The organism is Mesorhizobium sp. A556 (assembly GCF_054489545.1).
Map to the genome: position 1 here is coordinate 1 of NZ_JBTMXA010000017.1, position 23,387 is coordinate 23,387.

The window sequence follows — 23,387 nt, forward strand, 5'->3', positions numbered from 1 at the left end:
ATCACTGACTGGTCGAACTGGCGGCCTTTGAACATTCAATCCTCCGAAAGATCAGAGGCTCTCCTTGCCACAAGCCCGGTAATCAAAACGTTGCAACACAACCACAAGGAGTGCTGCCGACGCGCTCGCCGTTGTGCTCAATGAGCGCGGCCGCGTCGATCTCGAGCACATCGCCGAACTGCAGATGGCTGGCCAGATGCCCATGAACTATATCGCCGATCCCGATGACATGGCTCGCTCCGCACTCTTCCTGCTGTCAGACGAGGCGCGGTGGACGACAGGGATCGTGCTCCCGTGTGACGGCGGCCGAAGTGCCGCCTAGGAGCCGACTTGTTGCTGCAGTACCGCGGCACACTCCGGAGACCGAAGGCCTTATACCGATCGGTAAAGATTGCGGCATCTGTCAGTTGCGCCTAGTCTTTACCGATCGGTAAATCGGCGGAAGCGGTCCACATGGCCAAGCTGCTCTCGACGAGTCCCTCAAGCTCGCTTCGGCTTGCCCCTCCTGCCGCCTGCATGAGGATGCCGTTCATCATGGATTGGACGAAGCGCACAAGGCCGTCGATATTGACGGTGGGCAGTAGGTCGCCCTCGATCTTGGCCCTTTCAAACCGGGCGGCGAACAGATCGCGCCCGACGGCCTGGCGCCTGAGGATCTCGTTGCGGATCACCTGCGCCTCATCGCCGCCCGGCATTGAGTTAAGGACCATGAGGCAGCCGCGCGGGTGTCCCTCCACCAGTTGGGTGCGTAGCGTCCCCCTCAGGATTGCTTCGAAAACGCCTCGCGCTGTCGGAGACTGGAGCGCTCTAGCTATGTAGTCCCCTCGAAGGGATTGATAGAGCTCGAGGGCCTTGAAGAAGAGTGCTTCTTTGTTGCCGAATGCGGCATAGAGGCTTGGGCGGGTAATTCCCATAGCCTCGGTCAGATCATTCAGCGACGCGCCCGTGAAACCCTTGGTCCAAAAGACCTTCATGGCGGCATCGAGCGCGGTGTCAGCACTGAATTTTCGTGGTTCGCGAAGTTGATCAGCCGGCGTCGATCCCCTCGTTGAAGCGCTTGCGGCGGCAGCAACGTCGCTGATGGCCCGCCAGGCCGCCGCCGCCTGCTCGGCAGCCTCTCGCAGGTCGCTGTGCTTTGCTCCACCGGCGGCCTTCATGGCGAGACCGCCGAGAACCGACGTCACATAGCTCGCCAGCCCTGAGGCGTCAGCGTCTACAGGGAGTTCGCCACTCCGTTTCGCCTCTTCGAACCGGTCTCGCAGCTTCAGTTCTGCCGATTGGCGGCGATGAAGCAGTGCAGCGGGAATGTCGGCATTCTCACTGCCCATCGCCAAGCCCGCATGAACGAGGATGCGGCTGGACTCCTGCGCTGGCGAGGTCGTCAGCAAGCGTTTGACGACTTCTTCGGCTGTCGGGGCTGCGAGTGCCCATTCCCACTGCTCGTCCTCGCGAGCGCTACAGCGCCTGAGAACGGCGTCGAAAAGCCCGCGCTTGCTTCCAAAGGCGGCGTAGATGCTGGGAGAGTTCAAGCCCATCGCGGCCGTCAGCTCCGCCATGGTTGATCCGTCGTAGCCGCGGCGGCCGAACACGTCCGCTGCGCGATCTAGCACTTCGCTTTCTTCGAACGTGCGAGGGCGAGCCATTGACAGCACTCCATTCTGTAACGTACATAACATAATCGGCTTTGGTCATCCGCCAATCGCGACGTGAGACACGGGCCATTTTGTAGCAGGCGTTAGGCCTGCCTGGCTAGATAGTCAGCAAACTAGGAGGTAAACCATGAGTTCGTTCCGCTTCGAGCAACACGGTGCGGTGGGCAAGCTGATCTTGCTCGGTGATGCAGACAGCGAGCCAGGGTCCGACTTTCCCTCGTCGCTGAGGGCTGCCGTTCGCCAAGCATATGCAAGCGACATCCGCGTCCTTCACTTGGTGTCCGCGTCCGGCAACTTTGCCGTGGCAGACGATCTGGGTACCATCGGGGACAAGGGTTCGAAATTCCTCGAAGCGTTTGCGGCGGACATCCTGGCTTCGGTCCGCCTGATCGAGGAACTGCCCATCCCGACGGTTGCTTCTCTGAAAGGGATGGCCCTGGGCGGTGGCTTCGAACTCCTCTTGGCGTTCGATTTCCTCGTCGTCGCGGAGTCGGCCATGCTCGTTTTCCCCGAAGTATCGGTCGGCGGCCTTCCCATGGCAGGCGGCGTGCAGCGGCTCGCCGATCGCGTCGGCAAAGCACTCGCCACGCGCTTCGTTCTGCTTTCTGAACCGATTTTCGGAAAGGTCGCGGCCGATCTGGGTATCGCAACCCATTCAGTGCCCGACGGCGAGTTGGAGCAAGTCTCCGACGAACTCGTGCAGCATCTCGCGACAGGGCCGAGCCTCTCTTACGGCAAGGCGCGTACGCTCATCCGCACTTGGGCTAGCGGTGGCGTCTCGGCTGCCGACATCATCTCCACCCATCTCGGCGCTGGCATCCTCGATACCAAAGACGGCGCAGAGGGAATGGCCATTGCAGTCGCGGCTGTACGGAAACATGAGCCGATCCCGAAGATCCAGTTCTCGGGGAAGTGACCCGATCCGGTGCTGACATCAATTCTCGGAGTCAGGCAGCGGTTAGTCTGCGACCTGACTCGGAGACGGATGACAGAGAGTTCCAAGTAAAGCCGAACACAATCTCGATCGCACGCGACCTATTATCGAACTGTGTACTTCACAAATCGATCTCAGCAGTCGCCGCATCGTGTGCGTCAATTTCACAATTCAAATGGAGCATGAAAGATGACTTTCGTGGATCGGAATAGATCGCTGAAGCAGACCTTTGTAGAAACCAATGGCGTCAAGCTGAACGTTGTCGAGGAAGGCGAGGGCCCGGCTGTGCTGTTCGTCCACGGCTTTCCTGACGGATGGCGGGGCTGGCGCCGGCAGATGGCGGCAGTCGCGGCCGCGGGTTACCGCGCGATATCGTTCGATACGCGTGGCTATGGCGATAGCTCCAAGCCTGAAGACGCCGCGCTTTACACGGTTCTCTACCATGTCGGAGACCTTGTCGGCATCCTCGCGAAACTCGGGATCGAGCGCGCTACCCTGGTCGGCCACGACTTCGGTGCGACGGTGAGCTGGAACGCGGCGGTGATGCGTCCGGATCTGTTTGACGCGGTCTTCGGCCTCAGTGTCCCTCCGGTGCTACCGGGTGCGGGGCCCAGCATGCTCGAAATGCTGAAGGCCGCCGGCAAGGAGGGAGCCTTTTATATGTTCCGCCACATGAAGCCGGAGGCCGACCAGGAGTGGGCGGATGCGGCCACGACTTTCCCGGGCGCTCTCTATTGGATGTCGGGGTTGCCCGATGCTTCCGAAGCATGGGGTCCGATGGACCCAAGCAAAGACATGCACCGGCTATCCCCGATCGGCATCCCGCCCTTCGCTGACCGCGAGGACGCCGAGACGATGATCGCAGGCTTCCAGCGTGATGGCTTCCACGGCCCACTGAATATCTATCGCGGCATGCAGCCCTATTTCGACCAAGCAAAAGCATTTGCCGGGGCGAAGATCCAACAGCCAGCCTTCTTCGCGTTCGGTACAGCGGACGGCATGATAAAGATGCGAGCGCTGAAGGCGGAGGATCTCACCCCGACCGTGCCGAATCTCAAGGGGTTCCTGCCTCTCGAGGGCGTGGGCCACTGGCCGCAGCTCGAGGCGTCGGAGGTCGTGAACGAGGCGCTGGTCGCCTTTCTCAAGAAGAGGAAGGCTTGAGCCGTGACGATCTTGCCCAGCTCGCAATCCTCATACTCGGCAAGGAGGTGAAGGTCAGCTCTTTCCTCTGCGCGCCGTCGCACTCTTACTTGCTTCCGATGTTTCGAGTTTCGTGAAAGGCACCGAAATTTTTGCGGACGGCGGGCAGGGGCGGGTCCGACGAATGATCCAAACGTGACCTCCCGACAAGCATCCGTCGGTAGGCCATGCTTGACCATCCCCAGCGACGGCTCGGGTTTCGGGCTCTCCGCACGCGGCCCCCTTTGCCGTGGGTCACTCCTGCCTTCTGGCTAACTCTCGTATCGCCATTGACAAGGCCGGCGGATGTTGGGGGTTTAGACCCATTTCCGCAATCAGCCTTACAAGCCACTCGACGAAGACCCTTACTTTGTTACTCAAGTGGCGGTTCGGCGGATAAACGACGTAGAGCGGGATCGCCTCAATGCTCCAGTCCGGCAGAACCGCAACGAGCCGCCCGCTGGCAAGGTCGTCAGCGACCATGAAGCGAGGAAGCTGGCCCACGCCGAGACCGGAAAGAACCGCCGTCATATAACTGCGCGCGTCATTGACGGATACGACATAGCGGGGATTTATTTCCACTTGCTCCTCCCCCCTGACGAAGGTGAAAGGCATGATCCGATTGCTGGGCGGCATGAAGTAGCTGACGCATTGATGGTCCTGCTCAAACTGCGAGGGATGCATCGGCATGCCTAGCTTCTCCACGTACGCCGGAGCGGCGCAGAATGTCATGTCGACGTGGCCCACGCGTCGCGCAATGAGGGACTGGTCTGCGGGCTGTCCAGCCCGCAGTGCGATATCGACATTTTCGGCAAGATAGTCGACCGTCCGGTCGCCGACGCCCAAATCGATATGGATGTCCGGAAAATTTCGGTTGAAATCATCGAGAGCGGGAATGACGATCCAGTCAGCGAAGACGCCCGCCATCTCCACCCGCAAGCGTCCGCTTGGGGCAGATTGGGACTGGGTGAGGCTGCTGTCGAGTTCGTCAACTTCAGCAATAATTCGCAACGCCCGCTCATAGTAGAGGGCGCCGTCGGTTGTGACCATCACCCGCCGCGTCGTCCGATTGAGCAGCTTCGTCTGCAGGTGCGCCTCGAGATTCTGGACGAGGTTGGTCATCGACGCTTTCGACAAACCGAGCACTTCCGAAGCCTTGGTGAAATTGCCCGTCTCAACGACACGGATGAAGGCACGCATGGCCGACAACTGATCCATCTGGAGTTTGCGCCTTCGATCGGGGGGCACTGTTCGAAAATTTCGAACAGTGTAGCTGGGCTAGGCCATCTTATTCAAGAGCGCGAATAATACTAGCTTGGCGACATGACCCATGCAGCGAATCCCGCAATGCCAACCGCCACGGCGACAAATGTGACAATCGTCAATGTGAGACACGTGGTGTTGGAACAAGTGGCTGGAGGCCGTGTTTCGGCGCATATCTATGAGAGCGCAGAAACCGCCAGGTACGCGCCCGTTCTTCTGTATTTTCATGGCGGCGCTTTCATGCGCACGGGTCTCGAAGAGTGCCCCGTTGCCCGGTGCCTTGCTGCCACCGGCGCAATTGTTGTCGTGCCGGACTACAACGCGCCGCTCGGCGGCATCTTCCCCAAGCCACTGGAAGTCGGCTTTTCGATTTTCTCCGCTCTTGCAAGCAAGTGCGTGGGATTTGGCGACCGAAAGTCACTCCTGATTGTTGGCGGTGAGGAGTCGGGCGCCAATATCGCGGCGGCCGTCGCCCTGAAGGCACGTGACCATTTCGCCAGCGAGCTAGATGGTCAAGTGCTCGCTTCGCCCTTGCTCGATCCCTTCATGGGCTCGCCCTCGTTTCGCAACTCTGACGATGTTGGAATGCGCCAACGTTGGGAGAATGGATGGGTCCATTATCTGAGCGGCGGGATTTGTCATCCATACGCTGCCCCCTCCGTCTGTTCGCGCCTTCGTGACGTTGCACCGGCACTCGTTCTGACATCGGACGACGATCCCCTGCTCGATGAAGCCAGAGGCTATGCCAAACATCTGACAGATACAGGGGTCCGAGTTCATCAACACACGCTTCCTGCCGGGACCGGTTGGCCATCCATTTACGGTGGCAACGCCGGCGATGCATCGTCCTGGCAAGATGCAGTCGGTCGCCATTTTTTGAGTTTCACCCGCGAACTCAGCACCAGGTGATTTGGCCTGAAGACCCATTGAGCATGTCCGGCTTCCAAAGGCCGTAAGGAGAAAACAATGATATCGACTATCAAACTCTGGGCCCTTGCGGGCACCGGCCTGGGACTGGCTGCGTCCGTTTTTACCGCCGCCGTCTTTCTCGATCTGCCCCTAAGCACAAATGCATCGGCATCGGATGGGGCAGTGGAAGTCCCGGCAGTGCCTGTTACCGTCACCATCATAAAGACTCGTGACGTGAACAAATGGCAGGAGTTTTCGGGGCGCCTCGAGGCGGTCAACCGTATCCAGATACGCTCCCGCGTCGCGGGCGCGATCCAATCCGTGGATTTCCGGGAAGGCTCACTGGTGAATGCAGGCGACCTGCTCTTCACGGTCGATCCCGCTCCTTATCAGGCTGCCGTCGCCCAAGCCGAAGGTCAGATGGCATCGGCCCGCGCCAAATCGAACCTTGCCGAAATCGAACTGGACCGCGGTCGGCGACTGTCGCAGAACCAGGTGATATCGCAAAGCACCCTCGACCAGCGGCAGAATGCCGTTACAGAAGCGCAGGCAGCCCAGAAAACGGCGCAGGCTGTATTGCAGTCCGCGCAGTTGGAACTGGGCTATACCAAGCTGTATGCGCCGGTGACCGGCCGCATCGGCAGGGTTGAGATCACCGTCGGCAATCTGGTCGCCGCCGGATCCGCCTCGCCCACCCTCACGACGCTCGTTTCGATCGATCCAATTTATGCGAGCTTCGACGTAGCCGAGGAGGTTGCGGCACAGATCCTCGCCAAGCTTCCAGCATCCGACGCCGCCAATTCGCCAATCGAAGAGATACCCGTCGAGATTGGATCGCCAACGGAAAATGGTACGTCGATCAACGGCAAACTGCAGTTTATCGGCAATCAGGTCGATGCCGCGAGCGGCACGATCGGGGTCCGCGCTGTCTTCGACAACCCAGGCGGCAAGCTGATCCCTGGCCAGTTTGTTCGGATCCGCATCGGCGAACCGAAGGCCGAAAAGAGGATCCTCGTCAGCGAACGGGCAATCGGCACCGACCAGGACAAGAAGTTCGTCTTTGTCATTGGTGCGGACAACAAGGTGATCTACCGCCCCGTCCAACTTGGCGGCAATGCGGATGGTGAACGGATTGTCGAAAGTGGGCTTGCAGCAGGTGACCGGGTGGTCGTCAACGGCCTGCAAAGAGTTCGTCCCGGCGCACTCGTAGCTCCGCAGGTAGATGAAGCTGTCGCTGTACTGAAATAGAGGTCGTTGCGGAGGGCCTCTAAGCTACGCAAAATTCTGAAATGTCTCTAATCAGCCTGCGGAGCGATCCGGGGACTAGGACGATTCATGCAAATTTCGTCCCAGAGTAGGACTTGGAAATGAATATATCGCGATTTTTCATCGATCGTCCCGTGTTTGCCGGCGTGCTGTCTGTTCTCATCGTCGTCGCAGGCCTTATCGGCATGCAGTTCCTGCCGATCTCAGAATACCCGGAGGTCGTTCCACCTTCGATCGTTGTGCGTGCGACCTATCCAGGCGCAAATCCGGTTGTGATCGCCGAAACCGTAGCAACGCCTCTCGAGGAGCAAATAAACGGCGTTGAGGACATGCTGTACATGAACAGCCAGGCCACGTCCGATGGCGTGCTGACGCTCACAGTAACCTTCAAGCTCGGCACGGATCCTGACAAGGCGCAGCAACTGGTGCAGAATCGCGTCTCGCAGGCAGAACCCCGTTTGCCTGCCGAGGTGCGCGCCCTTGGCGTCACGACCATCAAGAGTTCGCCCGATTTCATTATGTTGGTGAACCTGGTTTCCGACACGGATCGGTACGACATCACCTATCTGCGAAACTATGCGACCTTGAATATAAAGGACCGACTGGCTCGCATTGAGGGGGTCGGCCAGGTGCAGATTTTCGGCGCTGGTGATTACGCCATGCGCGTCTGGGTCGATCCAGAGAAGGCGGCACAACACAGTCTTGCCGCGAGCGACATCACGAATGCCATCCGCCAGCAGAACGTTCAGGCTGCGGCTGGCATTATCGGCGCTTCGCCTGCGCCTTCCAACGCAGATTTGCAGTTGAACGTGAATGCGCGTGGCCGACTTGGCTCTCCCGAGGAATTTGGCGAAATCATTGTCAAGACTGGCACGAACGGTGAGATCACGCGGCTAAGGGATGTTGCGCGCATTGAAATGGGCGCGGCCGACTATACGCTGCGCTCGTTGCTCGATGGCCAGCCGGCGGTGGCCGTTGCCGTGCTACAGGCGCCCGGTTCGAATGCGATCGAGATTGCCGACCAAATCTATTCCACGATGGACGAACTGCAACTCGCCATGCCCGAGGGGGTCAAGTACGAGATTGTATATGACACGACCAAATTTGTGCGCGCATCCATCGAGAAGGTCGTTGATACACTGCTCGAGGCAGTAGCGCTCGTCGTTCTCGTCGTCATCATCTTTCTGCAGTCATGGCGGGCGTCTATCATTCCGTTGATTGCGGTTCCCGTATCGATCATCGGCACCTTTGCCGTGATGTATGCCTTCGGATTTTCTATCAACGCGCTAACACTATTCGGCTTGGTGTTGGCCATCGGCATCGTCGTTGATGATGCCATTGTCGTGGTCGAGAACGTCGAGCGAAACATCGATATGGGGTTCATTCCCCGAGAGGCGACCTATCGCGCCATGCGCGAGGTGTCCGGGCCGATCATCGCAATTGCGCTGGTGCTGGTGGCAGTCTTCGTTCCACTGGCGTTCATCAGCGGGCTCTCGGGTCAGTTTTACCGCCAGTTCGCCCTGACGATTGCGATCTCGACCGTCATTTCGGCCATCAACTCTCTCACGCTGTCGCCCGCATTGGCTGCCCTCCTGCTTAGGGACCGTCACGCTCCCAAAGACCGCCTTACCCGCGCAATGGATTTCGCTTTTGGCTGGTTCTTCCGCGGCTTCAACCGGATGTTCAGTTCCGCGTCCAATACATATGGCAAAGGGGTCAGCGGCCTCGTGTCGCGCAAGAGCATCGTCATGGCTCTCTACCTGGTCCTCGGCGGCGCTACGTATCTGGTATTCAACAGCGTTCCCGGTGGGTTCGTGCCGGCGCAAGACAAGCAATATCTGATCGGTTTCGCGCAGTTGCCAGACGGGGCATCGCTCGATCGCACCGAGGGTGTCATCAAGCGGATGAGTGCCATCGCGCTGGAACAGCCGGGCGTGGCACATGCGATCGCTTTCCCAGGCTTGTCGATCAACGGCTTCACGATCGGCTCGAACTCCGGCATAGTCTTCGCCGTCCTTGATGATTTCGAAAAGCGCAAGTCACCGGAGCTGTCGAGCGGCGCCATCGCGATGCAGCTGAACGGGAAGTTTGCGGGCATCCAGGACGCCTTTATCGCGATGTTCCCACCGCCGCCGGTCAACGGACTTGGCTCGACAGGCGGCTTCAAGCTGCAGATTGAAGATCGGGCTGGTCTTGGCTATCAAGCGCTCGACAACGCCACCAAGGACTTCCTTGCCAAAGCCCGCCAGACAGCGGAACTGGCTGGCTTGTTCTCCAGCTTCCAGATCAACGTTCCACAGCTCTTCGCCGACATCAATCGTCCGAAAGCCCAGCAGCTCGGCGTCGCCGTCACGGACGTTTTTGACGCCTTGCAGATTTATCTGGGGTCTCTTTACGTCAATGATTTTAACGCCTTTGGCAGGACCTATAGCGTCCGGGTCCAGGCCGATGCAGCATTTCGGGCAATACCCGAAGATATCGGCCGGCTCCAGGTGCGCTCGCAATCGGGTGAGATGATCCCGCTGGCCGCCTTGCTCAAGGTGGAAAGTGCAAATGGCCCGGAAAGGACCACGCGTTACAATGGCTTTCTGGCCGCTGATATCAATGGAGGACCGGCACCCGGGTTTTCGTCCGGTCAAGCAGAAGCCGCGATTGAAAAGATCGCCGCCGAGACCTTGCCGCCGGGCATCGATTTCGAGTGGACGGACCTGACGTACCAGCAAATCCTCGCCGGCAATTCGAGCTTTATCGTCTTCGCTCTCGCCCTGCTGCTGGTTTATCTGGTGCTGGCAGCCCAATATGAGAGCCTGACCTTGCCGGTTGCCATCATTCTGATCGTGCCGATGGGCGTGCTGGCGGCGCTTACGGGCGTCTGGCTCACGGGCGGAGACAACAACATCTTTACCCAGATAGGCCTGATGGTCCTGGTGGGTCTATCCGCAAAGAATGCAATTCTGATCGTCGAATTCGCTCGCGAACTGGAATTCGAAGGCCGAAGCCCGGTTCAAGCGGCAATCGAGGCGAGCCGCCAGCGCCTGCGGCCCATCTTGATGACCTCGATGGCCTTTATCATGGGCGTTGTCCCCTTGGTTGTGTCCGTCGGCGCGGGTGCGGAAATGCGCTCAGCCATGGGTGTCGCCGTGTTCTCCGGCATGATCGGAGTCACTTTCTTCGGTATCTTCATGACGCCGGTGTTCTATGTCTTGATGCGCCGCGTGGCGGGCAATCGCCCTCTCGTCCAGCACAACGTAGTAGTCTCCGAAGACGGGGAGGCGAAGGTATTTCCTTCCAGAAGTGCCAAGGCATGACGTCCTGGAGTTGCGGTGGCGAGTGGAGTTCAGCACCGCGACGGCGCCGTCCCGGATGTCGGCGCCGTGGACAACGAGCCCGACCAGACCCAGTGTGTCGGTCAGGATGTGCCGCTGGCAGCCCTTGGCTGAATGGATCGTCGAAAGGATCAGGTAATCCTCGTCGAGATGCGGAACGCCGGACTGATCGTAAGACCGTATGTCCTTCTTCGCACCTGAGGTGGCTCGCCCTACACTGGTCTTCCGAGGGTTGCTCGGGTGGGCCGAGCCGATCCTCATCACAGGAGGACGAGCCGTGGCAGATTACAGAGAGGCTTTTGTCGGAATCGATGTTGCCAAGCTGAAGAATGCGATTGCTGTTGCTGAATCTGGCCGTGACGGGGAAATTCGCTATTTCGGCGAGGTTGAAGCATCGGACGTCAGCATGCGCCGCATAATCGAGCGGATTGCCGCGAAGTATGACCGCGTGCATTTCTGCTACGAGGCGGGCCCGACCGGTTACGGCCTCCATCGCCTCATCCGCTCACTCGGCCATGAATGTATGGTTGTCGCACCATCATTGATCCCGAGGAAGCCAGGCGACAGGGTAAAGACGAACCGTCGAGATGCGCTCGCGCTCGCCCGGCTATTGAGGGCCGGCGAACTCACGGCGGTGTGGGTTCCTGATGAAGGTCACGAGGCAATGCGGGATCTTGTTCGCGCCCGTGCCGCTGCTGTCGAGACATTACGGGTTCACCGGCAGCAATTAAGTGCCTTCATGCTCAAACATGGTCGTATTTACCCACGTAAGAGAGGATGGACGATGCGATACCTGCGCTGGCTGCAGGAGCAGCAGTTTGATCATCCGGCGCATCAGATCGCATTGCAGGAAATGGTCGAGGCGGTGCGCGTCTCGAAAGAGCGCGTCGAACGGTTGGAGAAGGTGATTGAGGAGTTCATTCCGACCTGGTCGCTGGCCCCAGTCGTTCGATCATTGCAAACGCTACGTGGGGTCGATCTGATTGTCGCTGTCACTTTCGCCACGGAGGTCGGCGACGTGACTCGATTTGACAGCCCGCGCCAACTGATGGGCTATCTCGGCCTCGTACCTGGTGAGCGATCAACGGGTGAGACGGTCAGGCGGGGTTCAATCACCAAGGCAGGTAACGGTCGGGTTCGGCACATGCTGGTCGAGAGCGCCTGGACTTATCGCCACCCGCCGAAGGTTGGCGCGAAGAAGCTGTACCGCCTGGAGAAAGCGCCGCCGAAAGTGCGAGAGATCGCGTGGAAGGCTCAGAGTCGGTTGACGGCTCGTTATCGCATGTTGGCCGGGCGGGGGAAGCGGACAACGGTGGTTTGCACGGCGATTGCCCGCGAACTGACCGGCTTCATGTGGGCCGTTGCAAGGGAGGCGCAGGCAATCAGACCGTAGATCGCCGCATCGAACTTGCACCTCGCGCATGGGCGGGGGCGGAACAACGGCAGGGGAATACCCGTCATCCGCTTTGTGGCCGGCAGTGACCGACGCCCGCAGTAAGATAGGCTTAGCCCCGGACGCATAATCGGAAATGCGGTAACCAACCCGCGCATCAGAGCTTGATCACCGACGTCCTTCAGTTCCGCCTCCACCCATGCGCGATCATCAACATGAACGGCCGTTTCTCTGGAACGGGAGTTTCCTCGCGCCCAGTGCATTGACAACGGACATCAGAGCGCCTGGACTTATCGCCACCCGCCGAAGGTTGGCGCGAAGAAGCTGTACCGCCTGGAGAAAGCGCCGCCGAAAGTGCGAGAGATCGCGTGGAAGGCTCAGAGTCGGTTGACGGCTCGTTATCGCATGTTGGCCGGGCGGGGGAAGCGGACAACGGTGGTTTGCACGGCGATTGCCCGCGAACTGACCGGCTTCATGTGGGCCGTTGCAAGGGAGGCGCAGGCAATCAGACCGTAGATCGCCGCATCGAACTTGCACCTCGCGCATGGGCGGGGGCGGAACAACGGCAGGGGAATACCCGTCATCCGCTTTGTGGCCGGCAGTGACCGACGCCCGCAGTAAGATAGGCTTAGCCCCGGACGCATAATCGGAAATGCGGTAACCAACCCGCGCATCAGAGCTTGATCACCGACGTCCTTCAGTTCCGCCTCCACCCATGCGCGATCATCAACATGAACGGCCGTTTCTCTGGAACGGGAGTTTCCTCGCGCCCAGTGCATTGACAACGGACATCAGAGCGGTGTTCTGACGCCACCTTTCGGATCTCGCTGTGAGGGACGATGTTCGAAGCCTGTGAGGGCTTGAATGCTTTCGCTGCTAGACGATCCTGGGTTCGTTTTTGCCTCACCCGTTATGTTCAGTGCTTGGGGCCAACGACCGCAGGTTGCCACCCAAATATTCCCGAGAACGACAGTTTAGGGCAATGTCGGCTTCGGGTCGAATGCAGAAGCCTGCGGTCTCTCATGAGGCGGCTAAGCCTTTTGAGCCGATATCAGACATCGCACATTTGCTATATGGTAAGGAATGCTTCATTTCGCGATCGGGGGCACGGTCGTCTGGGCAGTTTTCTCAATGCTGCAGTCAAAACCAAGCAGCGGGATCGTCGTCACTCTCCATCCTAGTGAGCATAACCGGATCGCGAGAAGGCAGACGTACCTGATCTCCTATGGAAACGAAGGGGTATTTCAAGACCGCTGTCCCATGCCTCCAATCGACCAAAAAGGACACGAACCGCTTGTTCGCCCTCTTGCTGGCCATCTGACTGGGGGCGAAACATGATGAAGTCAGCCATGATGGTCGGTCTTGTGGCGCTGTCGGGTCCGCATTTACAAGCTGCCGACGTCGATGTCGCAATTGTGTTCGCGGTCGATGCCTCGGGTTCCATCGATGCTGCCGCTGCCGACTTGCAACGCGAAGGTCATGCCGAAGCGATCCGAGCGCCGGAAGTCATTGCGGCCATCGATCGTGGAGGTTTCGGCTGTATCGCGATAGCCTATGTCGAATGGGCAAGTTCAGGTCAGAAGCGCACCGTGATGCCATGGACCAGCATTTGCGGCCGTGGGGATGCACAGAGTGCAGCGGCGTTCATCAGGAGAGAAGGCAACAAGGGCAATGCCTGCCGCCGCCGCCACTGCGGGACGTCCATTTCCTTTGCCATCGATTTAGGCGCTCTGCTCCTGGACGGCTATGTAGGGCATGCGTCCAGCAAGATTATCGACATTTCCGCAAACGGCACCAACAACGACGGCCTGCCAGTTCAGCCGAGCCGACTTCAGGCAATCAACAAGGGTATCACAATCAATGCGATTGCAGTACCTACGACCATGCAGGGCGTCAGGCACCACCTTGTCGACTACTTCGCTGAAAATGTGATTGGCGGCACAGGCGCTTTCGCCATAGAGCCCGTCTCGACAAACGATTACGTCGTGGCTCTCCGGCGGAAGATGGTGATCGAGATAAGCATGCTTGGTAATCTGCCCAACCAAAGCTCGATGCCACTGCCAGCATTGCTCAGTCGAACCGCTCTGGGCCCGCAGTTTAATAGTGGGTTTGATGATTTCCGGCAACGGCAACACTAATGCGACGCTCGCCTTACTGATCGGCCGGGCCGAACGCAGGGAACAGTTCCCCATCCTCGCCGCGGTCGAACGCGACGACGACGATCAGCTTCGGGTGCTTGGCTTGAGGTAGGACATGATTGGACATGGCCTAAGCTAAACGCCGTCACAAGTTGCAATATGCCAACTAGGCTGAGTTGAGCCCGGCTATCGGGGCATCTGACCATGATCGTAAGAGAAATGACCGCGCAGGAGAACACCTCCGTCGTCTCGGCTGGTCGAATGGTACGCTTGGCCTGCGCCATGGACGGCCAACCGTATGTGGTGCCAATCTACTATGCCCTTGCCTATCGCCACCTCTACAGCTTCTCTATGCCCGGTCAAAAGGTCGAGTGGATGCGCGCAAACCCGAAGGTCTGCGTCCAGGTCGATGATCTCTCGTCTGCTCGCAATTGGAAAAGCATCGTCATCTACGGCGTGTTTGACAAACTGGCCGACCGGATCGGCACCAAGGTCGAGCGTGAACGTGCGTGGTCGTTGCTCGAAAAGCATGCCAACTGGTGGGAACCGGGCGGTTTAAACCTTCTGGACGAGGGCGACAGCATCGATCTCGGCGACCGGCAATTTCGGGTCCTGCACCTGCCTAGTCATTCGCTGGACTCGATCGCCTTGTTCGACGAAAAGGACGGTACGTTCATCAGCGGCGACGCCATCTATGACGATACGCTGTTGGACGACCTGCCGGATTCCGACCGAACCGCCTATCGCCGCACGATGCAGCGCCTGCTCGACCTGCCGATCCGCATCGGCCACGGTGGCCACGGCCCCAGTTTTTCGCGCCAGCGCATGATCGAGATCGCGACCGACTACCTGCGACACGCCGACCAAAACGGATAAATTGCCGGCATCGCCGGTTGGTTTTGCGGATGATTCTGACGCGGCCCGCGGCATTCAAGCTGCGGGTTTTGCTCGCGATCCGCCTTTCAATAGTTTTGCCGGCTAGTATTTAGCCGACTTACGTCCGATCTGTTGACGATGTGTGCAGGACGGGGTGAACACCGGAGCGGAAACCATTTTCCTCTATTGATACAGCAATCCTTCAATCGATTGAAAAGGCGTGAGAACATTGTGACGGAGGGAGCCGGTCGCACAATTTCAACCACCGGACTCTTGGTCCAGACGGAAAATTTTCGTGACTGGAAACCACGCCCCCGCTTTCCCACATCGGGGTTGTCCGAACAACGCGCTTTCCTCCCAAGACACGCCGTTTGACGGACAGGAATGAAAATCTGGAGTTTTTAAAATGAAGACCATTGCTCTCACCACCGCCGCTCTCCTCGTTGCCGCTGGCAGCGCTTTCGCAGCGAGCGACCATTTTCAGGCGCCGTCGGCCCAGTCCTCGACCAATGTCGACAGCACCTACACGTCCTCGGTGAAGTCCTCGGTTAACCCGAGCGTCTACGTCGGTCAGCCGGTCGCCGATACGGCCGATAGCCGCACGCACTGGGGCAACAACTAATACCGGACTGGAAACGGCATTTCGTTTCCTTTCCCTTTCGATGCCCTGAAAATTGACCGGGTGTCGAAAGACTTCCTCAACAGAGCGGCGGGGCTGTCCCGCTGCTCTCTATTTTTATCGACCGTCCATCGCGCTGTGCAGAAGCGGTCTGCCCTATAAAAAGGGCCCGTCTATAGAAAAGGCTTGGCCTATAGAAAAGGCTTGGGGGTGCTGTCGCACTACATGGTAATGCGCTGCCATACGGCAGCGCACATCGGAGCTTGAGGCATGGAATATCCAATCTCCAACGGCATGCATCATGTCACGCTGATCACGCGCGACGTGCAGGCGAATGTCGATTTCTATGTCGGCTTCCTCGGGCTTTCACTGGTCAAGCGCACCGGCGGCTATGAAGATGGCCAGCAATTGCATCTGTTTTACGGCGATGACCAAGGCTCGCCCGGCTCGCTGGTCACCTTCCTTGTCTGGCAGGACGGCGCGCCGGGTCGTGTCGGAACCGGCCAGGTTTCAGAAATCGCTTTCGCGGTGCCTGCCGCCAACATCGGCGACTGGTTGGTGCGGGCGCTGAACCAGAAAGTAACGGTCGAGGGGCCGGTGCGCGAGTTTGGCGAACCGGTATTGCGGCTGAAGGACCCGGACGGCTTCATCGTCAAGCTGGTGGGCGTGAGCACCATGGAACAGACGGCTTCGGCCCGGCCCGAAACGCCGGCAGGCCGGCTGCGCGCCGTGACGATCCTCACCGACGAGCCGGAGCAGACGACCACATTTCTGCGCCGCTTCGGATACGAAGCAGGCCCCGTGTCCGGAAACGTCCAGCGCATGGTGTCGAATGCCGATGCCGTGGACGTACGCGATGCAAGCGGCTATGTGCCAGGCATCCCCGGAACCGGCACCGCCGACCACGTCGCTTTCCGCGCCGCCGATATTGCGGCCGTGCGGGCGACCGAAGCCGATCTGGCGGCCCTGAATTCGTCGCCGACGACGATACATGACCGCAAGTATTTCACCTCGCTCTATGTCCGTGAACCGGGTGGAACACTGTTTGAACTGGCGACCGACGGGCCGGGCTTTGCCGTGGACGAACCGCCGGGCCATCTGGGTGAAATCTTGTTCGTGCCGCCGCGCGACGCAGCCCAATCCGAGGACTTAAAGATCATGCTGCCGCAATTCTCCATGCCGGGCGAGCCGCGCCTGCCGAAACGCGACCTGCCCTTCGTGCATCGTTTCCATACGCCGGACGATCCGGACGGAAGCACGCTCGTCCTCCTGCACGGGACCGGTGGCAGTGAAGCCGACCTGATGCCGCTCGGCCATCGCATTGCGCCCCGTGCAACGTTGCTCGGCATACGCGGCCGCAGTCATGAGGAAGGCATCGCGCGCTGGTTCCGGCGATTGTCGATGATGGTTTTCGATCAGGCCGACATAAGGGCTGAAGCGGAAGCCTTTGCCGCTTTCATGGAAGGTGCAGTTTCCGGCTATGGTCTTGACCCGGCCCGCATCGCCTTTCTCGGCTATTCGAACGGTGCGAACTTCGCCGCTGCTGTGACGGGCCTGCATCCCGGCGTGATACAACGCGCCATCCTTTTGCGGTCGACGCCGGTGCTCGACCCGCTACCGCCGTCCGACCTCAAGGGAACCGACGTCCTGGTCATCAGCGGCAACGGTGATCCTTGCGGGGCGAATGCGCCGGCGCTCATTGCCTGGCTTGAAGCGCAGGGCGCCAGCATTGAGCATCGGTCGCTTCCCGGTGGTCACGGGTTGACTGATGATGACGAGAGAATTGCCCGCGATTGGCTTGGCAACGAAGGAGGGGGACGCAATGCCTGATATCGAGATCACGAGGGAACAGCGCGACGGCCGGCATGGGCGCTACGTGGCCCGCATTGCCGGCGTGGAAGGCGAAGGCGAGATTACCTTCACCAACCGTGGCCCGAACCTTATCAGCGCGGACCACACCGGCGCGCCGGAAACGATGCGCGGCACCGGCGTCGCGCCCGCGCTGGTCATTTACATGATCGAGGATGCGCGCAAGAACGGTTTTCGGATCGTTCCGATCTGTCCCTATGTCCGGGCGCAGCATCGCAAGCACCCGGACTGGGCTGATGTCATGACCGTCGCACCGGGAGAAGAACCGAAGTTCTAGCGGCGTGCGGGCCGCGAGCTTTCGATGAACTCGGCAAAACCGGCCACGAATTCGCGAAGGCGTACGCGCGTCGCTTCGTCCGTCAAATTGCCGTCTGCGTCGAACAACGAGCCTGCGCGCGCGACAAGCATGCGCCCCGCCGACCAATTCGTCGTACCAAGTGTTCGAAGCACCGGCAGTCAGCTATTCTGGGAGAGCACGGTGCCGAATCCGCCTGCCGATGCCCCAAGAATAGCTACCGGCTTGCCCCTGAAATGTTGGGCTATGTCGCTGGCCGGTCGGCTCATCCAGTCGATCGCGTTCTTGAACACACCGGGGATGCCGTTGTTGTATTCCTGCGTGACCAGAAGCAGGCCATCGGCCGAGAGGAGTTTGGCCTTCAGCGCCTGTACGGCTGCCGGGATACCGTTGGCGGATTCGTCGTCCGCATTGTAGAGCGGCACGTCGCGGATCGATCCGATGTCGATGGTGATGCCTGCGGGCGCCAATTCGACGGCTGCCCTGAGCAGACCGGCGTTGAAGGAGCCGCGCCGCAGGCTGTCGGAGAGTCCAAGTATTGTGTTCATGGAAGGATACTCCAAAAATCCGACCCGTGACGGGTGTCACGGGCCTGTGCTGTTATTATCGATCTAACCCAGTGGCTTCAGCTTCGCCTAGATCGAGGCACGCTGCCCTTCGAGGAACGGCGGCAGGGCGAAGCGTTCGCCAAGGCTTTCCAACGGCTCGTCGGCGGTGAAGCCCGGACCGTCTGTGGCGATCTCGAACAGATTTCCGCCGGGCTCGCGGAAATAGAGCGAGCGGAAATAATAGCGCTCGACCTCGCCGGAATTGGGAACCCGGAATTCCGAAAGCCTTGCCGCCCAGTCGCGGCTCGCCTTTATGTCGGGGGTGCGGGACGCGACGTGGTGAACGGCGCCCGCGCCCTGACGCGCAACCGGCAGCCCCGGCTGGACGGCGACGTGAAGCTCGGCAGCCGGTCCGCCATCGCCCATGCGATAGACATCAACGTCGCCCTGGCCATCCGGCGAGGCGTAATTGCGCTCCTGCCTCATCATCACTGCCAACGCGATAGTCGTACATTAACACGGACAACGCTGGCCCTTTTCGTGGCCTAGCGCTTGTCCACGGAGTAACGCAGAAACACAGCCGTGTCCTCGGAACTGAAATAGCAGCGTCACTCTGATTGGGGAATTGCAAGCTTCGCCGGATGCTTACGCAAGATCGGTGCCTGATCAGGAGTTTCTGTGCCGCTACATTCCCTACCGCTCGCTAGGGTGATCACCCAAGAAGCAGGTGGCGCGGTGGAGCAGGCAACTATCGCCCCAGGTGCCAGATCTAACCCCAGCCATTAAAAGGCAATTACAATGAACCTCTCTCGTCGCTCACTACTCTTGGCCCTCGGCGCCATGGCGCTGACGACGGCCCTGCCAATCTACCGTCAGGGCGTCGCATTTGCCCTGGCTCCGGCCATGCCGCCCGTGCATTATGTCGAGACAAACGGCATCCGCATGGCGGTTTACGAGGCTGGCACCGGACCGGCGATCGTGCTGCTCCATGGTTTTCCGGAACTCGCCCACTCCTGGCGGAACCAGATCTCAACCCTGGCCGACGCCGGTTATCGCGTTATTGTGCCCGATCTTCGCGGGTATGGCCTGACCGAGCGTCCCGCCGCCGTGGAAGACTATGACCTCGCCCATCTTACGGACGACCTCGTTGGGCTTCTTGACGCACTGGATGTGGAAAAGGCGGTGTGGTTGGGCCATGACCGGGGTGGCATCCCTGCCTGGCAGATTGCCCTGTTCTACGAGGAGCGTACGGCGGGCGTGATTAGTATCACCACGCCGTTCATTCCGCACTGGCAGTTCTGGCTGCAACCGGAGCAGATAAATGGCTTGGCACCGGCAGGTTTCAAACCCGACCCACGGGTTGATCCGGTGGAACAGATGCGGCAGATCTACAGCCCCGACATGTATGTACTCATGATTCAGGATGGAGAAGAAGCTGATCGGCTGTTGTCCCTGGATCCGGCGCGTAGCTTCCGTACCATGGTGCGGAAAAACGTGATCGCACCGGCCGATTACTTTAGCTTGCCGGCTGAATATCGTCAGATGGCCTTCTTCACGCCGCTGAGCCTGCCAGAGACGGAGATGTTTGGCGAACAAATCCTCAATGCCGAAGAACTTGCTTTCTTCGCATCGAGCTTCGAAGAGACCGGCTTCACCCCGGTCACCAATTGGTATCGCAACCTGTCACGCAATTGGGAGGCCGGCCTGAATGTCGACCAGACGGCGCGTGTCCCATCGCTCATGATCACTGCGGAAGACGACGTCGCGTTTACTTCCGGCATGGCTGAAGGCATGGCCGAGTATGTGCCCGATCTTGAGACTGTGCTCATCGTAGGATCGGGACATTGGACACTGTGTGAAAAGCCGAAAGAACTAAACGCGGCAGCCATTGCTTGGCTTGAGAGGCGCTTTCCGCAGTAATCCAAAACCGGATTAAAAGCCTTATCTGATGTCAAAGATCACCAAGCGCTGGGTGCAGCAACTCAGACAAGCGGAAGGCGGGCGCGGTGGAGTACGCAACCGACAATCCAGCGACTACAAGAGATCGAGAAACTCCGCCAGTTCGCGCGCCGCGGCCGCGCCGGCCCGGTGGGCGCCAATCGTTGAAGCGGAAGGCCCGTAGCCGACGAGATGGATGCGGGCATCTTTAGCCGCCTGCGTCGTCAACCGGCCGGTCATCACAATGCCCCCGTTCTCTCCTTGCAATTGAAGCGGCGCAAGATGGTCGAGCGAACTGCGAAAGCCCGTGCACCACAAGATGACGTCCGCGCGTTGCTCGGAGCCATCGGGCCAGCGCACGCCGTTTTCGGTGATCTGCGAAAACATCGGCAAACGCTTCAAGGCACCGCGCTCGCGCATGGCCTTGATCTTCGGCGTGAGGGGCAAGCCGGTCACCGAGACGACTGATGTGGGAGGAAGTCCCTTGCGAACGCGGTCCTCGACCAGAGCAACGGCTGCGCGCCCGGCTTCCGGCGTGAATTCGGCATCGCGAAACTCCGGTTCCCGACGGGTTGTCCAAGTGGTGGAGGTCACCTGCGATATCTCGTCAAGGAGTTGGATTGCAGAAATACCGCCGCCGACAATGATGACGTGTTGTCCGGCAAACTCATCAGCCGTCCGGTAGTCGCGCGTGTGAAGCTGCTTGCCCTTGAAGACATCCTTTCCGGGATAGTCGGGGATATAGGGCGAGGTCCACGTGCCTGTCGCGTTGATGATCCCGCGAGCGGAGTACATGCCGGCACGGTCGGTCTCAACGCGCAGCCGCTCACCCCGGTCGCAGACGACCTTCACGGCAACCGGACGCACTACCTTGAGGCCGAAGGCTTGTTCATAGGCGGTGTAATACTGGGGAACGGCCTCTGACGCTTTCAATTGGTCGGCCGAAGTGTCGACGGCCTCCTCGAACCGCATGCCGGGCAGATCGTGGATACGGTTGACGGTTGTAAGGGTTAGGGACGGCCAGCGGAACTGCCAGGCGCCACCCGGGCGCGGTGACTGGTCGAAGATGAGGAAGTCGGCGCCGGGAACGAGACCGAGCCTTTGCAGGTGATAGGCCGAGGAGAGGCCCGCCTGTCCCGCGCCGATGACGGCGATATCTACCTTGATAGCTACGTTCACGAGGCCGGATTTATTCTCGATAGGCGTGGATAGCTGTTCATTCACCGGCTTTTTCCTTCGGCGTCAGCGCCACCATCGTCGGCGCGGTTGTCGAAAGGTCGAATTCGCTACGCTGCTCTCTCGTTACCGGCTGACTTATCCGCATCCGCCAGATAACGAAAACCGCCAGCGTCAGATGCGCAGCTGCCGTCGCAATGAACAGCCCGCCGGGCCCGACCGGCCCTATGAAGAAAGCTGCCGCGATCGGACCCGCAATCGCGCCAAGCCCATTGGCGAGGAGCAGGCCCGATGACGTTTCGACGGTGTCTTGAGCTTCGATGTGATCGAAGGCGTGGGCCGCGCAGATCGCATATAGCGGCATAGCGGACGCGCCGAAAGCCGCAACCAGAACCGCGGTGACAGCTCGTTCCTCAATATTGACCAGCGCCAATGTCAGGGCAGTCAACACGCCCACTCCGCTGAGCACGATGACAACAATCCGCCGATCAAAGTTGTCAGAAAGCCGGCCAACTGGCCATTGTACCAGAGCGCCGCCGAAAACCGCGATCGACATGAAAATTGCGACTTCCGAAGTGTCCGCGCCGAAAGCAATTGCATAGGAAGGGCCGAGCGACCAGAACGCACCCGTAGCGACACCTGCAAGCAAGACGCCGACAACCCCGACCGGCGATTTCGAATACAATTTGATAGGCCGCAGCCTGGATTGCATCAGGCGGGCAGGGGGGCGAGCCGCCGTCAGCGCGACCGGAACCGCGGCGAGCGAAATCAGGATCGAAGCTAATGCGAAGAGCGGAAAATCCGCTGGATCGCCAAGGGTCAGCATCATTTGTCCGATGATCGTCACCGACAGGTTGATCATGGTGTAGGTTCCCATGACCAGACCGCGGTTCTCGTTGGACGCACGCTCGTTCAGCCAACTCTCGATAACGAGATAGAGGCCGGCGAAACAGAAACCGGTCACAGCCCGCAAGCCCCACCACGCTACAGGATTGTTGGTGAGCGTGTGGATCATCACGACCGTCGATGCGATCGCCGTGAGCGCGGTAAATGCACGGATGTGGCCGACACGCTGGATGACGCGACCGCCCAGGATGCAACCGAGTGCGAAGCCGAAATAATAGGAGGAACCAAGCAGTCCGATCTCAATCGGATCGAAAGTCAGAAGGCTTGCCCTGACCGGTATCAATGTCCATTGAAGACCGTTCCCTGTGACGAGAATGGCAACGGAAAACAACAAGACGGACACGGTAGGAAGTATTGCTTTCACGTCATGCTCGCGTCCAAGGCCATAGGCCGCATCCTTGCCGCCAGACAATCGCCATTTCTTTCGATCTCGTCGCAGCTTGTCAGCGAGCGATCATTGTGGCAATGACCACTTGCACTCATCCTGGACCCGGTGAAATTCCGGGTGGCTCTTCCGGCCGCCGATCCGCCGGACACTCAAGAAAAAGCTCATCCTGCAAGAGTCTGGCTCGCTCCGCGAACCGACCGAGAGCTGCATTGTGCCTTGATGTTCTCAATTGAAAAAATCCGCCGTGGCTGGCTTTCCAACATCCGTGCCGATGTGCTCGCGGGCATCGTCGTCGCCCTTGCCCTGATCCCGGAGGCCATCGGCTTTTCCATCATCGCCGGTGTCGATCCGCGCGTCGGGCTCTACGCCTCGGTGGTCATCGCCATCGTCATTTCCTTCGCCGGTGGCCGCCACCGCGGCCACCGCGGTGCTGTTCTGCGCGCTGGTACGCGAGCATGGGCTTCAATATCTGCTCGCCGCCACCATTCTCGCCGGCATCATCCAGATCGTCGCCGGCTGGCTGCGCATCGGCTATATCATGCTCGGTATCGAGCGTGACTTTTGGAAAGCGGCTGCTGAACGCCTCGGCAAGGGCCCAGTGGGTGGTTGCTGTTCCTCGCAGAAAATATGGGCGGGAGAAGCTGCGCACAGGGCCAAGGCCAAACGTCCCAGTCTACCGAGATGGATCGGCCTCCAACCGGAAGTCATAACG

At 59.6% G+C, this 23,387-nt stretch carries 17 protein-coding genes, 5 pseudogenes and 1 other annotated feature; of the genes and pseudogenes, 15 read left to right on the top strand and 7 right to left on the bottom strand.

The genetic code is table 11. The features are described from left to right. Window positions 1-133: 133 nt before the first annotated feature. Window positions 134-322 carry an SDR family oxidoreductase gene (locus ACX3P0_RS22300; RefSeq protein WP_459092024.1) on the top strand — a complete coding sequence of 63 codons (189 nt, stop codon included), beginning with the start codon at window positions 134-136 and terminating at the stop codon, window positions 320-322. Between the two features lie 91 nt (window positions 323-413). Here the strand turns inward: ACX3P0_RS22300 and ACX3P0_RS22305 are convergent, their stop codons facing one another. After that, entirely contained in the window at window positions 414-1,643 is a 1,230-nt protein-coding gene (locus ACX3P0_RS22305) for a TetR/AcrR family transcriptional regulator (RefSeq protein WP_459092026.1), read from the bottom strand. A 136-nt stretch (window positions 1,644-1,779) separates the two neighbouring features. On the opposite strand from ACX3P0_RS22305, the gene ACX3P0_RS22310 reads away from it, so the two are divergent. Both ACX3P0_RS22310 and ACX3P0_RS22315 read left to right on the top strand, forming a co-directional pair. Then, window positions 1,780-2,568, top strand: coding sequence for an enoyl-CoA hydratase/isomerase family protein (locus ACX3P0_RS22310; protein ID WP_459092028.1), 789 nt, complete (start codon window positions 1,780-1,782; stop codon window positions 2,566-2,568). A gap of 207 nt (window positions 2,569-2,775) precedes the next feature. Continuing rightward, the gene (locus ACX3P0_RS22315; RefSeq protein WP_459092030.1) at window positions 2,776-3,747 is read left to right on the top strand and encodes an alpha/beta fold hydrolase; all 972 of its coding nucleotides are present in this window, start codon (window positions 2,776-2,778) and stop codon (window positions 3,745-3,747) included. Between the two features lie 273 nt (window positions 3,748-4,020). Here ACX3P0_RS22315 and ACX3P0_RS22320 read toward each other — a convergent pair whose 3' ends face one another. Further along, entirely contained in the window at window positions 4,021-4,983 is a 963-nt protein-coding gene (locus ACX3P0_RS22320) for a LysR family transcriptional regulator (protein ID WP_459092032.1), read from the bottom strand. Window positions 4,984-5,088: 105 nt separating this feature from the next. Here ACX3P0_RS22320 and ACX3P0_RS22325 point away from each other — a divergent pair, with 105 nt between their 5' ends. The 3 genes from ACX3P0_RS22325 (at window position 5,089) to ACX3P0_RS22335 (ending at window position 10,511) form a co-directional block, all read left to right on the top strand. After that, window positions 5,089-5,937 (top strand): alpha/beta hydrolase fold domain-containing protein, encoded by an 849-nt coding sequence (locus ACX3P0_RS22325; protein WP_459092034.1) that lies wholly within the window; start codon window positions 5,089-5,091, stop codon window positions 5,935-5,937. 57 nt (window positions 5,938-5,994) lie between these two features. Beyond that, the gene (locus ACX3P0_RS22330) at window positions 5,995-7,185 is read left to right on the top strand and encodes an efflux RND transporter periplasmic adaptor subunit (RefSeq protein WP_459092036.1); all 1,191 of its coding nucleotides are present in this window, start codon (window positions 5,995-5,997) and stop codon (window positions 7,183-7,185) included. A 119-nt stretch (window positions 7,186-7,304) separates the two neighbouring features. Further along, complete coding sequence (locus tag ACX3P0_RS22335; protein ID WP_459092037.1) at window positions 7,305-10,511, top strand: efflux RND transporter permease subunit; 3,207 nt, start codon at window positions 7,305-7,307, stop codon at window positions 10,509-10,511. A 12-nt stretch (window positions 10,512-10,523) separates the two neighbouring features. Here ACX3P0_RS22335 and ACX3P0_RS22340 read toward each other — a convergent pair. Further along, window positions 10,524-10,637 (bottom strand): annotated as a pseudogene (locus ACX3P0_RS22340) (IS5/IS1182 family transposase); the annotation flags it as partial. 169 nt (window positions 10,638-10,806) lie between these two features. Between ACX3P0_RS22340 and ACX3P0_RS22345 the strand changes: the two are divergent. The 7 genes and pseudogenes from ACX3P0_RS22345 to ACX3P0_RS22375 all read left to right on the top strand — a co-directional run bounded on the left by ACX3P0_RS22345 (window position 10,807) and on the right by ACX3P0_RS22375 (window position 17,701). After that, window positions 10,807-11,922, top strand: coding sequence for an IS110 family RNA-guided transposase (locus ACX3P0_RS22345; RefSeq protein WP_459092039.1), 1,116 nt, complete (start codon window positions 10,807-10,809; stop codon window positions 11,920-11,922). A 276-nt stretch (window positions 11,923-12,198) separates the two neighbouring features. Continuing rightward, window positions 12,199-12,438 (top strand): annotated as a pseudogene (locus tag ACX3P0_RS22350) (IS110 family transposase); the annotation flags it as partial. An 818-nt stretch (window positions 12,439-13,256) separates the two neighbouring features. Beyond that, the gene (locus ACX3P0_RS22355) at window positions 13,257-14,060 is read left to right on the top strand and encodes a DUF1194 domain-containing protein (RefSeq protein ID WP_459092041.1); all 804 of its coding nucleotides are present in this window, start codon (window positions 13,257-13,259) and stop codon (window positions 14,058-14,060) included. Window positions 14,061-14,264: 204 nt separating this feature from the next. Further along, window positions 14,265-14,936: a pyridoxamine 5'-phosphate oxidase family protein gene (locus ACX3P0_RS22360; protein WP_459092043.1), complete on the top strand. Its 672-nt coding sequence runs from the start codon at window positions 14,265-14,267 to the stop codon at window positions 14,934-14,936. 406 nt (window positions 14,937-15,342) lie between these two features. Beyond that, window positions 15,343-15,558 carry a DUF680 domain-containing protein gene (locus tag ACX3P0_RS22365; protein WP_459092045.1) on the top strand — a complete coding sequence of 72 codons (216 nt, stop codon included), beginning with the start codon at window positions 15,343-15,345 and terminating at the stop codon, window positions 15,556-15,558. 279 nt (window positions 15,559-15,837) lie between these two features. After that, the gene (locus ACX3P0_RS22370; protein ID WP_459092120.1) at window positions 15,838-17,385 is read left to right on the top strand and encodes a VOC family protein; all 1,548 of its coding nucleotides are present in this window, start codon (window positions 15,838-15,840) and stop codon (window positions 17,383-17,385) included. Continuing rightward, on the top strand, window positions 17,378-17,701 hold the full coding sequence (locus ACX3P0_RS22375) for a GNAT family N-acetyltransferase (RefSeq protein ID WP_459092047.1): 324 nt from the start codon (window positions 17,378-17,380) through the stop codon (window positions 17,699-17,701). Before ACX3P0_RS22370 ends, ACX3P0_RS22375 begins: the two co-directional genes overlap by 8 nt. On the opposite strand, the pseudogene ACX3P0_RS22380 reads toward ACX3P0_RS22375, so the two are convergent. Together ACX3P0_RS22380 and ACX3P0_RS22385 are read right to left on the bottom strand one after the other, a co-directional pair. Further along, a pseudogene (locus tag ACX3P0_RS22380) lies at window positions 17,698-18,267 on the bottom strand (NADPH-dependent FMN reductase). The gene ACX3P0_RS22375 and the pseudogene ACX3P0_RS22380 overlap by 4 nt on opposite strands. 87 nt (window positions 18,268-18,354) lie before the next feature. Next, window positions 18,355-18,753 (bottom strand): annotated as a pseudogene (locus ACX3P0_RS22385) (VOC family protein); the annotation flags it as partial. Between the two features lie 354 nt (window positions 18,754-19,107). Between ACX3P0_RS22385 and ACX3P0_RS22390 the strand changes: the two are divergent. Then, on the top strand, window positions 19,108-20,187 hold the full coding sequence (locus ACX3P0_RS22390) for an alpha/beta fold hydrolase (protein WP_459092049.1): 1,080 nt from the start codon (window positions 19,108-19,110) through the stop codon (window positions 20,185-20,187). 114 nt (window positions 20,188-20,301) lie between these two features. Here ACX3P0_RS22390 and ACX3P0_RS22395 read toward each other — a convergent pair whose 3' ends face one another. After that, window positions 20,302-21,429: an NAD(P)-binding domain-containing protein gene (locus ACX3P0_RS22395; RefSeq protein ID WP_459092051.1), complete on the bottom strand. Its 1,128-nt coding sequence runs from the start codon at window positions 21,427-21,429 to the stop codon at window positions 20,302-20,304. Next, window positions 21,422-22,699 (bottom strand): MFS transporter, encoded by a 1,278-nt coding sequence (locus ACX3P0_RS22400; RefSeq protein WP_459092053.1) that lies wholly within the window; start codon window positions 22,697-22,699, stop codon window positions 21,422-21,424. The genes ACX3P0_RS22395 and ACX3P0_RS22400 overlap by 8 nt, the downstream gene beginning before the upstream one ends. Window positions 22,700-22,770: 71 nt before the next feature. Then, window positions 22,771-22,826: a sequence feature (sul1 is cis-regulatory element that is thought to sense ions involved in sulfur or methionine metabolism; They are found in Alphaproteobacteria), on the top strand. 68 nt (window positions 22,827-22,894) lie between these two features. On the opposite strand from ACX3P0_RS22400, the pseudogene ACX3P0_RS22405 reads away from it, so the two are divergent. Beyond that, window positions 22,895-23,231: pseudogene (locus tag ACX3P0_RS22405) on the top strand (SulP family inorganic anion transporter); the annotation flags it as partial. Between the last annotated feature and the right edge of the window lie 156 nt (window positions 23,232-23,387).

Bases quoted from the DNA above. Each gene is read 5' to 3' on its own strand.
- ACX3P0_RS22325 (WP_459092034.1), top strand. From the start codon at position 5,089: ATGACCCATGCAGCGAATCCCGCAATGCCAACCGCCACGGCGACAAAT.
- ACX3P0_RS22375 (WP_459092047.1), top strand. From the start codon at position 17,378: ATGCCTGATATCGAGATCACGAGGGAACAGCGCGACGGCCGGCATGGG.
- ACX3P0_RS22390 (WP_459092049.1), top strand. From the start codon at position 19,108: ATGGCGCTGACGACGGCCCTGCCAATCTACCGTCAGGGCGTCGCATTT.
- ACX3P0_RS22365 (WP_459092045.1), top strand. From the start codon at position 15,343: ATGAAGACCATTGCTCTCACCACCGCCGCTCTCCTCGTTGCCGCTGGC.
- ACX3P0_RS22310 (WP_459092028.1), top strand. From the start codon at position 1,780: ATGAGTTCGTTCCGCTTCGAGCAACACGGTGCGGTGGGCAAGCTGATC.
- ACX3P0_RS22330 (WP_459092036.1), top strand. From the start codon at position 5,995: ATGATATCGACTATCAAACTCTGGGCCCTTGCGGGCACCGGCCTGGGA.
- ACX3P0_RS22355 (WP_459092041.1), top strand. From the start codon at position 13,257: ATGATGAAGTCAGCCATGATGGTCGGTCTTGTGGCGCTGTCGGGTCCG.
- ACX3P0_RS22315 (WP_459092030.1), top strand. From the start codon at position 2,776: ATGACTTTCGTGGATCGGAATAGATCGCTGAAGCAGACCTTTGTAGAA.
- ACX3P0_RS22320 (WP_459092032.1), bottom strand. From the start codon at position 4,983: ATGGATCAGTTGTCGGCCATGCGTGCCTTCATCCGTGTCGTTGAGACG.
- ACX3P0_RS22335 (WP_459092037.1), top strand. From the start codon at position 7,305: ATGAATATATCGCGATTTTTCATCGATCGTCCCGTGTTTGCCGGCGTG.
- ACX3P0_RS22305 (WP_459092026.1), bottom strand. From the start codon at position 1,643: ATGGCTCGCCCTCGCACGTTCGAAGAAAGCGAAGTGCTAGATCGCGCA.
- ACX3P0_RS22360 (WP_459092043.1), top strand. From the start codon at position 14,265: ATGATCGTAAGAGAAATGACCGCGCAGGAGAACACCTCCGTCGTCTCG.